Raw genomic sequence first — 13,031 nt, forward strand, 5'->3', positions numbered from 1 at the left:
CATAGCCCCCTAGACAAGTGCTGCCTGTTGGGGTACAATCATATCAATGAGAATTGATATGATTGTAATTGAAGGAATTGCACTATGGCAACGCGCATCGGCATCAACGGCTTCGGACGGATCGGGCGGCTGGCGTTACGGGCGGCTTGGGGCTGGCCTGAGTTGGAGTTTGCCCATATTAATGAGCTTGGCGGTGATGGATCGGTGGGGGCGCATCTGCTCAATTTCGATTCGGTGCATGGCCGTTGGCAGTATGAGGCTCATGGCGAAAAGGATCGCCTCATGGTTGGCGCTACAACCATTGGCTATAGTAGCCACAAAGACCCCGGTGCGGTGCCGTGGGCTGCGGCGGGGGTTGAGGTGGTGCTGGAGGCTACGGGTAAGTTTCGCACCCCCGAACAGCTTGCCGCCTACTTCCAGGCTGGCGTGAAGAAGGTGATTGTGGCTGCGCCAGTCAAGGGTGGTACGCTCAATATTGTGATGGGCGTCAATGATCATCTCTACAATCCCGCCGAACATCATATCGTTACCGCTGCCTCGTGTACCACCAACTGCCTTGCTCCGGTGGTCAAGGTGATCCACGAAAGGATTGGGATTACGCATGGTATGATTACCACGATCCATAGTTCAACCAATACGCAGAGTGTCCACGACCAGCCCCACAAGGATTTGCGCCGCGCCCGTGCTTCAGGGCTCTCATTGGTGCCCACTACCACCGGCTCGGCCACCGCCATCGGCCTAATCTTCCCGGAGTTGCAGGGCAAACTGGATGGCCAAGCGGTACGTGTGCCGCTGCTCAACGCCTCGCTCACCGACTGCGTCTTTGAGGTTGCACGGCCCACCAGTGTCGCTGAAGTCAACCAACTGCTCGAAGACGCAGCCAATGGCCCACTTCAAGGCATTATGGCCTACGAAACCCGCCCGCTTGTCTCAATCGATTTTGTCACCAATCCCCACTCCGCAATTGTAGACGCAGCCTGCACCATGGTCACCAATGGAACGCAGGTCAAAATCTATGCTTGGTACGATAATGAATGGGGCTACGCCAACCGCTATGTAGCATTGGCGCGCAAGGTGGCACTGAGTTTAGGGAAGGATGAAGGATGAAGGATGAAATAGGGAAACCTCCCTTTCTGAAAGCCTCCCTCATATATAAAATTCTCTGTGTCCTCTGTGCCTCTGTGGTGAAATTCTCTGTGTCCTCTGTGCCTCTGTGGTGAAATTCTCTGTGTCCTCTGTGGTGAAACCCTCTCTCTCCTCTAAGGTGTGGACTCATGCACCAAACTAACAACCTCCGCAACTACATCCTCGTCACCGGGGCCTATTGGGCGGATACGCTCACCGATGGGGCGATCCGCATGCTGGTGCTCTTCTACTTCTTCCAGTTGGGCTATAGCCCCTTTGAGGTGGCGATGCTCTTTCTCTTCTATGAGATCTTTGGCATCATCACCAACCTCTTTGGCGGCTATTTGGGGGCGCGCTTTGGCCTCAAGACGACCCTCTTTCTCGGTTTAGGCACCCAACTGATCGCCTTGGGCCTCCTTGCCTTTGCCCCACCAAGCCTCTTGGTGGTTCCCTACGTCATGCTCGCCCAAGCGCTCTCTGGGATTGCCAAAGACCTCACCAAGATGTCGTCGAAGAGCGCGGTGAAGCTGGTTGCGGGCGAAACGCAGGGCCAACTCTACAAGTGGGTGAGCATCCTCACCGGCTCGAAGAATGCGATCAAGGGGGTCGGCTTCTTCCTGGGGGCGCTGCTGCTCAACCTCGTAGGCTTCCAAGTGGCCCTGTTCATTCTAGCCGCCCTGGTGCTGCTGGCGCTCATTCTGGCCATGGTGCTAATCAAGGGCGACCTTGGCACAGCCAACAAGCAGGCCAAATTCAGCCAGATGTTCTCCCACAACCAAGCGGTTAACATGCTGGCCGCAGCGCGCATCTTCCTCTTTGGGGCGCGTGATGTCTGGTTTGTGGTGGGGCTACCTGTATTTTTTGTCAGCGTCTTAGGCTGGGACTTCTGGCAGGCGGGGGGCTTTATGGCCGCGTGGACGATTGGCTATGGTGTTGTGCAAGCAGCCACGCCGGGCCTGATCCGTCGTCGCGTCGAAGGGGCCAATGAACCGGATGGGCGCACTGCAAGCGGGTTAGCCTTTGCGCTCGCCGCCTTCCCCGCAAGCATCGCCCTCGCCCTCAGCGCCGGAATTGCCCCCGCGTTCGCCGTCGTGGCGGGCCTATTGGCCTTCGGTGCCATCTTCGCGCTCAACTCCGCTGTCCACAGCTACCTCATCCTTGCCTATACCGACAGCGACAAAGTAGCAATGAATGTCGGCTTCTACTACATGGCCAACGCCATGGGCCGTCTCGCAGGCACCGTACTGTCGGGCCTACTCTACCAACTGGGTCTCCAATACGGCAGTTACGGCGGCCTGATCGCCTGCCTCTGGGCCTCTGTCGCCTTTGTCATCGCCGCCGGCGGGCTCTCGTTGCTACTGCCCACCAACCGCGCACCACGCACCCGACCAATTGTGTTGAAGGATGTTGGTGAGTGATACCAATTATACCAACTTCCAGTTACACCCACATGCTACAATACCAACATGGCATATCATCAAGCACGTGAAAGCCCATTGCGACGCCATGTTCGGCAATCTACAATCTACAATCTACAATCTACAATCTACAATCTACAATCTACAATGGTATCATCCCATGCGAATATTTTACCTCATCCTCGTCGCTTTGCTCAGTCTCAGCCTTATGGGTTGTATGGATAGTGCGCCTTTGCTTGAGTCGCAGGCTGAACATCCCTGTGACGTAAGTGCCTATGTTGAACTCCGCAATGAACGTAAGTATACGCAGACTTTGGCTAATTGGACATACGCGCATAATAATGTAGAGCAAACGCTCCCCACCTTTACCCTCGCTCCAGGCGAGCATTTTCGCATTTGGCGTGGGGTTGGTCAAGATGATGAGTACAACTTTTATATTGGCGAAGCAACGGATACATGGAATTTTTCGGGCAACGATCACGTTGCGATTATCCGCCCTAATTCATGGTGGATGATTGAACACCATTGGTTTATATGTAGTACTCCATCGCTAGCGCGGTGAGGAACACGGCAAACCAACAGAGGTGGCGTTGCTGTAGCCCTAGCGGTTGACGCCCATAGATCACACTGCTATAATCGCCGCGATCCGCTCTGGATCAGCTTGTTGCTTGGAGGATCGCGTAGCTTATGGGGCTTATTACCTATCTCACAACCGCCGAAGCTCAGTTTGGGACACTCGCTTGGATCTTTTTTATTGCTCAAATTGTTGGGGTTGGTCTGGGTGCCTATCTTTACTTTCGCCATACCGAGCGTAATCCCGCTCGCTATACCTTCATGCGCCAGTTGGGCCTTGCCATTATGCTGCTGACTGGGGTTGGAGTGCTTTTTGGGACGCTGCGCCTACTCGATGTGCCTACGCTCAATATGCGGCTCTGGCTCTGGGGCCAAGCGTTGATTGAGGTCGTAGTCTTTGGCTATGTCGTCTACTACATGCAGAAGGTGCTGCCAAAGCTTGAGCGCGAAGCGCGTGCCAAGGGCATCAAGTTGCCGCAACCGCCTCCGCGTGCCTCCCGCACCGAGGCGGAACCTGTCAGTGAGCCGTCTCCTCCGTCTACCACTGGGCGACGCGATTCCCGCCGCGATCGCAAACGTAAGAAATAAGGGAAGCAGAAATTGTTACGTATCCTAGCAGCCTGTCATGCTGAATAGTCCATGATTCGCGGGCATCGTAGTGCCGACTTTAGTCGGCTGAGGTCTTTGCCAGCAATGGGAAGCCGACTAAAGTCGGCACTACCTATGGCGCAAATAGGAACGTTCCTATTCCCTAAGCCGATAGCTGTTAGTCGGACATGGCGTTCCAACAGAATTGGTATAAACTCAAGGATGCTCCACCATGATCAAAGGCCCAAGTGCGAACTGGATCGAGGTCTTCCCCGGGGTGCGCCGCCGTCGCTTGGTCGCTACGCCTGCGATCTATCAGATGATTGTCCATCTCGCGGCTGGTAGCGAGATCCCAAGCCACCAGCATCCCCAAGAACAGATTAGCTATGTGGTGAGTGGGCGCTTGCGCATGCAGCTTGATGCGACTGTGTGTGAGGCTGGCCCCGGTGATGCGGTCGCTATCCCTGCCAATAGTCCCCACGCTGTCTGGACACTCGAAGATGCGGTGGTTCTCGATACTTTTACCCCGCCTCGCGCTGACTATTTGGCCGCCGATGGCGATTAAGTAGTCTGGGAGAACCAGGTTCTCCCAGACCCAGCTCAGCTAGAGGGTAGCCGCAGCATTCTTACAGCTCCGCTAGGAACCAATATGCTCCAGACCCTGATTGGCTTTGCGCGCCCCCATACGGTCATTGCTACCAGTGTGCAGGTGTTGACCATTCTGGTGATTGTGGCCGGTACGCAGGCGCTGCAACTGACATCACTTGCTGTTGCCGCTGTAACGTTGTTGATCTGCCTGGCCCTCAATCTCTATGTGGTTGGGGTGAATCAGTTGACCGACGTGGAGATTGATCGCGTTAATAAGCCTTGGTTGCCGATTGCGGCTGGTACTCTGAGCCTCCAAAATGGGCAGCGCTTAGTCATTGCTGCGGCCCTGCTGGCCCTTGTTGGCGCGGCCCTCGCTGGCCCCTTTCTGCTGGCGATGGTGGCGCTGATTATGCTGATTGGTTCGCTCTATTCGCTGCCGCCGCTGCGCCTTAAACGCTGGCCTATCCCCGCTGCGTTGAGTATCGCCATTGCTCGTGGCGTTATCTCGAACTTGGGGGTGGCGCTGCACTACCGCTATACCCTTGGCGTTGAACTACCGCTTGGCACCATGACGATGCTGGCGGTCTTCTTTTTTGGCTTTGCTTTGGTGATTGCGATCTATAAAGACCTGCCTGATGATGCGGGGGATCGCCAGTTTCAGATTGAGACCTTTACCACGAGGATGGGGCCGCAACAGGTACTCAATCTAGGGCGAGTGGTGATGAGTGTGTGCTATGCTTTGCCCATTGTCATTGCTCTGTTGAGTCTGCCCGGCTTTGCGCCCCTCTTTCTGCTTGTCAGCCACCTGATCGTTATCGCTATCTTTTGGTGGGCCACGCTGCGTGTGGATTTGAGCCAGCAGCAGTCTATCACCAATTTCTACATGCTGCTCTGGGGCCTCTTCTATGCTGAGTTTGCCCTGTTGAGCCTCTATGAGTTGGCGCGGGTGACGACATGAAACCCACTGGGCTGCTGGCACGCCTAGTGGCTCTAATCCTCCTTGGTCGGCCCCTGCACCTTGCGGGCGGTGCGCTCTTCTATGCCCTTGGTGTAGCCGCTGCGGGTTATGCCGGTGCGCCCCTCGCCCTTGATGCTGCGCTGTTGGGCCTGCTGACGGTCATGACGGCCCAACTCATGAACCACTACAGCAACGACTACTTTGATCTTGATGCTGACCAGGCTAACCCAACCCCAACGCGCTGGTCGGGTGGTAGCCGTGTTTTGCCAAGTGGTCAGTTGCCCCCCCAAGCGGCCCTCTGGGCCGCGCTGTGCTGTGGCGGCCTAGCCCTCGTGCTGGCCGGCTTCGCCGCCAGTGCTTCGCCTAGCCCTCTCGCCAGCGGCGCACTGCTCTTGGTTGCCATCGTGCTGGCCTGGGTCTACAGCGGCCCACCGCTCTACCTGCACCGCCGGGGCTTCGGTGAGCCGGTGGGCGCGTTTGTGGTGACCGGCACGACGGCTTTGAGTGGCTATATCTTGCAGACTGGCCAACTCACGCTGCTTAGTCTGCTGATCATTCTGCCCCTCTGCTTGATGCAATTCACCATGCTGGTGGCGGTTAGTCTACCCGATCAGCAGGGCGACCGCGCCGTCGGCAAACTGACCCTGGCGGTGCTGTTGGGGCCAGAGCGGGCTGCGTGGTGCATGGCTGGTACCACAGTGGTAGCCTACCTCATGCTACCGCTGCTCTGGTACGCCGGGCTACCCACCCTCGTTGCTCTTGCGCCCCTGGGTGCCGCCCCGATTGGCCTTTGGATCAGCTTCCAAACTTTCAGGGGCATCTGGGCCAAACCCCACCTCTGGGACGCCCTCGGCTTCTGGAGCATCGGCCAGGTTGTGGCTAGTGCTGGCTTGATGCTCCTTGCCTTCCTGTTACGATTGTAGATTGCAGATTGCAGATTGCCGAACATGGCGTCCCAATGGGCTTTAGCGTCCTTGATTATGGTGATTGATATAACGTTCGCGTTATTTCCTATTTCCTGCTTTCTATTTCCTGCTCCCTGCTCCCTGCTTCCATAATCGTAAAGCCCAGCAAGCCAGCAAGCAGCAGCATGCCATAGAGTTTGTATGAGACTCCAAGCACGCTGATGAAACCGCTTACACTGCGATCATAGAATGACCACTGGTTGCCAAAGGCGATCAGGGCGAAACTGATGCCTAACAGCAAGGCGAAACCTAGGGGTACCTGCCGTTCGCGGAAGTGTAGCAGCAGCGTCGCAAAGGGTACGAGCAGCAATGTCTGGTAGTGCATCCAAGCCGCTGGAACGGTTAGTACCATAAGGAGCAGGAAGAGGCCGTATTGCAGCGCAAAGCGCGTACGTTGGCTACTGGCGGGGCGTAGGGTTAATGCAAGAGCGGCTAGAACAAAGAGGCCCGAGATGACCGTGCCCACCATTTGGAGCAGCGGGTCACGGAAGATCGAAGCGGCAGTGGGTGGGGCCGCGAGGCGGGCCATAAAGCCCGAAATGGTCTGGTTTTCAACCCACGAGGTGGTTCCGCCAATCTTGGGTACCACCTCAAAGAGGTAGATGCGGTGCTCTTCCCAGCCCACGAGGGTTACCGCAATCCCATTGAAGATGAGCATACCCAAGCCAAAACCGATCAGTGCCCGCCAGCGCTGTTTGAGTACAAAGAAGGCGAGCAGGATGACCGGGTAGATTTTGAAGAGCGTGCCCAAGGCTACGAGTACCCCCGCCAATCCATCGCGTTCTTCCCGCAGGGCCCAGAGGGCGAGGGTGAGCAGGAAGAGCAGCACAATGTCAATCTGTCCAAAGGCGATGGTATCAAAGAGGGGCCGGAAATCGAGGATGAGCAGTAGCCCCATGGCGGTAAACGAGAAGAGCGGGATGCGCCACATGCGTAGCCACGCCAGCGCGGTAGCCGCAATCAGCAGCGTGTTCATAATGCGGTGCAACAGCAGCGAACGCTCCTCATCAACGCCATACACAAGGGGTACAAAGAACATACCATAGAAGGGCGGCACTTTGAAGACATGACCAAAATGGTTGGTCACAACCGCTTCAAGGTCGTAAAATGAGCCGCCCGCAACCCAATCACGCGCACCACGATAGAGAATGAGGAAGTCGGGGGCTTGGCGCGAAAAGGCGAACTCAAGGCTCATGGCGATCTGCAGCGCCGCAGCGACCGCCAGCATGATCAGGAGCGGACGGGCCCGTTGCTCGCGCTGTTCAACGAGGCTTAGGTTGCGATCCTGCCATGTGCGCCAGCCCCACAGCCCAAGACCGCCAACCGCCAGACTCAGTCCGGTCGCACGCATCCATGTTGGTGAGCCAATGCCGCTCGCGCCATCCCAGATCATGATGTACTGGAAGAGCAATGCGAACCAAGCGCATGTGGCAAGCACAATTGGGAGGTAGCGTCCCGGCAGCAGCACGGTTGTCTGCTGCTGATTGGGGGCGGGCAACAGCAAGAAGCGGATAATCCCGCCACCAAAGCAGAAGACCAGCGCAAGCAGGGTAAAGCGATGGATGTAGGGCAGGGTGTCGAGGGGCTTGAAGCCCACCAAGAGCGCAAGCAAGAGCGTAAAGCCACCGGTAATCAGCAAGGCCACGGCTTGCTTGGCACCTGCGAGCCGCCCGGCAGTATAGCTGAGCACGCCAAAGAGCATGGCATGCAGCATGAGCCACGGGCTAGGCAGCAGTGGCCCGTCACCACTAGGCATGATCGCAATGCGCTTGAGCGCGACGCCCAATTCGCGTCCATCTTCATGTTCTAGGGTTACATCGCTGATCAGCCGGACTTTGATACTCTGGAAGAGCTTGGTATCGACTGGTACGAGTAGTTCATAGTCACGCAGTTGCCCATGATCGATCCTGATCTGCGCCAAGACTGCACCATCGGTACGGATGATCACATCGCGTGGTGCAGTAGGCGTTGCGCGTGGATCGATCACCCGCACCGTGAGCAGCACCGAGCGCCGCAGGGTGGGACGGGGCAAAAAGATCTGTGAGTCCCCATCGGTCCAGCGGAAAGAGCCAATCGCCCCTTGCTCTGGATCATGAAAGCCCGCAACCAACCAGTGATCGTTTTCTCCAACATCTACGATCAGCGGCCACGCCTGAGCATAAGCCAAACTAACGAGCAGCAGCGTAACCAACGCTGCTACCGCGCCTGCCAAGAGGTCGCTAGAGCCTTTCCCTCGCATAAACACAACTCTATTTCTTACGCCCAAACCATCCCCGCCGCTTTGGAGTTTCTTCCACCGTTTGACGCAATGAGTCGAGATCGCTCTCAAGCCCGGGTTGGGCTGGCGGGGAGGCTGGCACCTGCTCTTGCGTTTTGAGATCATCCAGTGAGATGCGTTTGCCTTTGGGCTGTTCGCTGACGACCTCACTGGCACCGACCGCCTCAACTACGGGAGCGGGGGGCGCAGGGGGCGCGGGGGGCGGGGGGGGCGCTGCGGCGGGCGGTGTTGCTGGCGCGGGCGGATCTGCTGCGGCGGGAGACGCTGTGGTAGGTGGCGCTACTGGCGTAGGTGCGGCTACGGCGGGTACTGGTTGCGGTGCGGGTTCGGCCACCACATAGGGATTTTCGCCCTGCTCGACGCCCAGTGCGACCAACCAGCGCCACAAGAGGGCACAACGCTCGGCTGGCGCTTCGGGCAGGCGCAGCGGGCGGCCACGTGCATCAATCACGAGCCCCAACTCGCTGCCTGCGAGATCCGCGCCGGGTGAAGCCAAGACTTCGCCGGGAGCGGCGGTGCCCACTCGTACCCCTGCGGCTGGAGTGATGCGGAGTTGCCCATAATAGCCTTGGGGCAGAGGAATCCGCACAAGCTCGCCATGCGCTACTGCGACCTGCTGAACACGCCCCTTTACCGCACTCAGTTCGACCTGCGCCGCTAATTCACCAGGTTTGCCTTCGCCAAGTAGGGTTACGACGCTGGCTAAAGCTGTACTCTGCAGTAGGTCACGGTCAAGCATACTGATTGCAGCTTCCTCATCAAGCCCGGCCAAGGCGCCACCCGCAACCAGCAGCCCCAAGGTATCGAGGAAGACATCCACCACCGGATTATCACTCTCGCCCGTTGGGTTCAGGGCATTCAGCAGTGTGAGTAAGGCCAGCCCTGGGGCCGGGCTATGGGCCAAGACCCCTCCGGCTGCAATGAGCCAATCAAAATCGCCTACGGCGGTCTCATCGTTGAGCGCGGCATAGGTAACCCGCAACGCTTCACAGGCGAGCGCTTGGCTAAGATAGACCGCTTCTGTATCAGCGGGCAGCATCTGTGGTCGCAGCATACTGTTCAACAAACGCTCGGTAAGCTCGTTGTCCTCAAGGGTAAAGGGCAACCAACGTTTTATTGCTGCTAACCCCACATCGGCCAGCAGTGAACTGATGCCATACGCAGTCCCGATTGTTCCAAGAAGCGCCGGATGGTAGCGTCCGGGCGCGGCATAGAAGGCAGCACTCGCACTCGCGCCTGCATCAACGAGCAAAACCCGTCGCCCAGTGCGTTCGGCCAGAAAGCGCGTCATCATACCTTGCACTTGGCAGACAGTACGAAGTGGGGCGCGACTCAGGCTGCGTAGATTGCCAACCCCAGCGAGGCGCGGCAGGTTCAAACGCTCATACAGTTCAGCCAAGGCTTGGCGCGTTGGATCGAGATTGGCCTGGGTGAGTGTTGGGCGTACATTGTCAACCACCACAAGCTCGGCACGCTCTTGCAGTGCTGCGCTCACCTGCTCACGGGCGGCCTGATTGCCCGCATAGATCACCGGGCGTGTCTTCAACTCTTGCTGCTGCTCACCACTCGTGGTCACCCCTGTACTCACAGCGGTGAGGCCAACAATATGGGCTAGGCGCTTCACCGCCCCCACCGCCCCACCATCAAGCCCACCGGCAATCAGCACCAGATCGGGCTGGAGGCTCAACAAGCGTTCCACCTGACGCTCGATCCATGAGCGTTCGGCAGGGCCAACCAGTGGTTGCCCCACCGCATCATCCAAGGTCACCACTTGTAGCAGAGCGCTATAGATTGACCGGCTGGCGTGCAGGGCACTTCGCGCCGAGACATCGCTGGCAATGGCTGCAATCACGAGGCTCAAGGTTCCAGTTGCGCTAGTGGTCACCACAATTTGATTGACGCCATCCTGCTCATTGGTTTGGGGCATGAGCAACTGGCCCTCAGGCGTCAACAATTGGCGGCCTGTAAAATCGCTAATCTGGGCTGCGGCCTCAAGGATGCCCACGAGGGCATTGTTGAAGGGAAGTTCAACGGTGCTGGCTGTTTCGGCATGGCTAATCAGGCGGAAATCGCGTTCCACCTGATCAACGAGGGTCACCTTCGTGATCAGGCTTCCCACCTCAGCAACCAACACCGCACCCAATGGTTTTGTCATAGTATCGTTCGGGAAGGTTTCAGAAAAGTGGAAGGTCGCTTTACCATCTTGCGAGGATGCGTGAGGCGAAGCGGCGAGGGCTTCGCCTCACGCATCCTCGCATCCTCGCGTCCTCGCAAACGGTAACGAGGCTACCAACCACACCTTAGTTCTACAACTCTTTTAGCCAAATGGTGAACGCAACCAACCTACAATAAACTCAAGGCGCCCATTGAGTGCCGTTAGGTAGGTGAGCAATCCGCCTGCAAAGAAGAAGCCAAAGGCAACCATGAGCAGCCAACGTCCAATCTTTGCACTGAAGACCACCACCCGGCCCTGGGCGCTCTCACGGGGGATCGTGAAGTAGAAGTAGCTCAGCGTAAAGATGACACCGAGCAGCAGCAGCACTGAGCCGATCATCTGGACAGGATCAAAGCCCGCTGGCCGGATCGTATCGAGAATCTGGGGTAACAGGGTGCCAAGCAGCGCCCCACCAACCGCCAATGCGGCCCCAACCCCAAAGAGCAGAGCCAAAGGAATATTGGCCAACCATGAGATAGTCTGACGACCACTGAGCCTCGTCAGCAACAGCAGACTCAGCACCCACGGCACCAGATGGACAAGCAAGCGCAGCGGGTTTGCGCTATCAACAAGGATCGCCATAAACGACGGACGCAGCACATGGTGGTAGATGACCACAAAGGCATAGCCCAACGAAACACCGATGAAGAGGTATTGGGCCAGACGGTAGGCGGGATTATCACCAAGCAGACGACTAAAGACCAGCAGGGTCAATACCACTGCAATCAGGCCCATCGCAAGATTGGCGAGTGCATCAGGATCCACCGCGAACCTCCCGCGCAGTGCGTCTCCGCGCTAGTGTAGAGCCGATTGCGCCACCAAAGAGCAAGATCAGAAAGACCACTACTGCAAACGAGAGTTGGCCAGTCGAGCGCGCCAACGCGCTAGCATCGGCCTGAGGATCATCAGCGAGCAGCGCCAGTGCGCCGCGCTGCCCAGAGATCGCATAGACCCCCGGTTGGCGCAGGTAGGGCTGGGCCAAGGGTTGGGCCTCTTGCGGCAGGGCAAAGACAATCGGTACTTCATGTGCAGCACGGTGAATCTGCTCCATCCATGCTTGCACATCCTGAGGCGTATCGGCCAGCACAATGATCATACTCAGATCACGAATGCCGTTGAAACGCGGCGTGCCATCAGGGAAATTGGCCACTAACCCACGGGTTGCATCTTGGCCGTCAAAGTCGGAGCGTAGCTCGCCCCGCAGATCCTGCGCCAGACCACGTAGCGCCAACTCGCCGCCTGGACGATAGCCCAACAGCACGTAGTCGCGCCCACCCAACAGAATACCGGCCTCATTATTGTAGCCAGCAGCCTGCAACGGCCCAGTTAGATCAAACGAGAGCAGGGTACCCTGCATATTGGTACTCACCAAGATCAGTTTGGTACGCTCGGCCATCAGGCGACTAGTGATAGCCTGTTCCAGCGGGCGCAGTTCACTGCTGCGCTGGGCCGACCACTCGTAGGCCAGCAGCACCACATCATCGCCATCAAGTGTAGCGAGCAACTCACTCACCTCAGCGGCCCCCGGTGCTTGCGGGTTGGCCGTCTGGAAGGGCAGGGTCAAGCTAGGAATCAATAGTGCCAACATCAGAGCAAGCAACAAGACAGCATAGAGGACACGATCGAGCCCAATGCGCTGCCAGCGGCTCAGTGGAGCGGGGGTTGGTGGGGCAATCGGCTCAGGGAAGGGCGTCGCGGCTAATTGGCGCAATAGCCCTGCTGCTACCATCTGATCGGCACTGGGCTGAAAGCGGGGCCGTTCCGGCATCGTTAGCGGCACACTCACGCGCGGAACGGAATCTTCATCCTGCTGTTCGCTATCACCCAAACTACGGAGCCAATCGAGCCCACGTCCAGTTTGAGGTTCCTCTTTGGGCCGTTCTGGCTCGGCAGCACGCAACCAACTCGGCAACTCCGTACCACTAAGGAACGAGTGGCTATCACTTTCATCTTCAGCCGCTTTGGGGCGCCGGGCTGGTTCGGGAGCGCGGGCAGCAGGGGTAGGCGCAGCAGGTTCATCGGCCACGCCCTGCAACCAAGGTGGTAGTCCAGGCTCGCTGGTTGCTGCATCAGCGGGCGAACTCGGTTCATCCGTAGCGGCCAGCCACGCGGGGACATCATCGCCCGCAGCAGGCGCAGCAGCACCAGCCTGCTGGTCGCCTTGGAGCCAGGCGGGGACATCGTCGCCCGGTGCGGGCGGGGTAGGTTCAGCGGGTTCTTGGAGCCAGGCGGGGGCGGCGTCATCGGCCTGCTGGTCGCCTTGGAGCCAGGCGGGGACATCGTCGCCCGGTGCGGGCGGGGCAGGTTCAGCGGGTTCTTGGAG

General features: G+C 58.0%; 10 protein-coding genes and 1 pseudogene. 7 read left to right on the forward strand and 4 right to left on the reverse strand.

Translation table 11 applies throughout. The features are described from left to right. Nucleotides 1-84 precede the first annotated feature (84 nt). From CJ255_RS06760 to CJ255_RS06790, 7 genes are all read left to right on the forward strand, one after another. On the forward strand, nt 85-1,107 hold the full coding sequence (locus tag CJ255_RS06760; protein ID WP_097643329.1) for an ArsJ-associated glyceraldehyde-3-phosphate dehydrogenase: 1,023 nt from the start codon (nt 85-87) through the stop codon (nt 1,105-1,107). A 167-nt stretch (nt 1,108-1,274) separates the two neighbouring features. Further along, the gene (gene arsJ / locus CJ255_RS06765; RefSeq protein ID WP_097643330.1) at nt 1,275-2,543 is read left to right on the forward strand and encodes an organoarsenical effux MFS transporter ArsJ; all 1,269 of its coding nucleotides are present in this window, start codon (nt 1,275-1,277) and stop codon (nt 2,541-2,543) included. Then, nucleotides 2,536-3,105, forward strand: coding sequence for a lamin tail domain-containing protein (locus tag CJ255_RS06770; RefSeq protein ID WP_165774594.1), 570 nt, complete (start codon nt 2,536-2,538; stop codon nt 3,103-3,105). The genes arsJ and CJ255_RS06770 overlap by 8 nt, the downstream gene beginning before the upstream one ends. A gap of 125 nt (nt 3,106-3,230) precedes the next feature. Beyond that, a complete protein-coding gene (locus CJ255_RS06775) occupies nt 3,231-3,704 on the forward strand; it encodes a hypothetical protein (RefSeq protein WP_097643332.1) in 474 nt (157 codons plus the stop codon). A 232-nt stretch (nt 3,705-3,936) separates the two neighbouring features. Next, entirely contained in the window at nt 3,937-4,269 is a 333-nt protein-coding gene (locus tag CJ255_RS06780) for a cupin domain-containing protein (RefSeq protein WP_097643333.1), read from the forward strand. Nucleotides 4,270-4,353: 84 nt separating this feature from the next. Further along, nucleotides 4,354-5,250 carry a homogentisate phytyltransferase gene (locus CJ255_RS06785; RefSeq protein ID WP_097643334.1) on the forward strand — a complete coding sequence of 299 codons (897 nt, stop codon included), beginning with the start codon at nt 4,354-4,356 and terminating at the stop codon, nt 5,248-5,250. Further along, nucleotides 5,247-6,173, forward strand: coding sequence for a prenyltransferase (locus CJ255_RS06790; protein ID WP_097643335.1), 927 nt, complete (start codon nt 5,247-5,249; stop codon nt 6,171-6,173). The genes CJ255_RS06785 and CJ255_RS06790 overlap by 4 nt, the downstream gene beginning before the upstream one ends. 88 nt (nt 6,174-6,261) lie before the next feature. Here CJ255_RS06790 and CJ255_RS06795 read toward each other — a convergent pair whose 3' ends face one another. The 4 genes and pseudogenes from CJ255_RS06795 to CJ255_RS23390 form a co-directional block, all read right to left on the reverse strand. Further along, on the reverse strand, nt 6,262-8,454 hold the full coding sequence (locus CJ255_RS06795) for a glycosyltransferase family 87 protein (RefSeq protein ID WP_165774595.1): 2,193 nt from the start codon (nt 8,452-8,454) through the stop codon (nt 6,262-6,264). A 10-nt stretch (nt 8,455-8,464) separates the two neighbouring features. Beyond that, nucleotides 8,465-10,648, reverse strand: coding sequence for a glutamate mutase L (locus CJ255_RS06800; RefSeq protein WP_097643337.1), 2,184 nt, complete (start codon nt 10,646-10,648; stop codon nt 8,465-8,467). A 162-nt stretch (nt 10,649-10,810) separates the two neighbouring features. Next, nucleotides 10,811-11,473, reverse strand: coding sequence for a hypothetical protein (locus CJ255_RS06805; RefSeq protein WP_245863229.1), 663 nt, complete (start codon nt 11,471-11,473; stop codon nt 10,811-10,813). Then, nucleotides 11,463-13,031 (reverse strand): annotated as a pseudogene (locus CJ255_RS23390) (hypothetical protein); the annotation flags it as partial. The gene CJ255_RS06805 and the pseudogene CJ255_RS23390, both read right to left, overlap by 11 nt.

This window comes from Candidatus Viridilinea mediisalina (assembly GCF_002532535.1).
Classification (GTDB): Bacteria; Chloroflexota; Chloroflexia; order Chloroflexales; family Chloroflexaceae; genus Viridilinea; species Viridilinea mediisalina.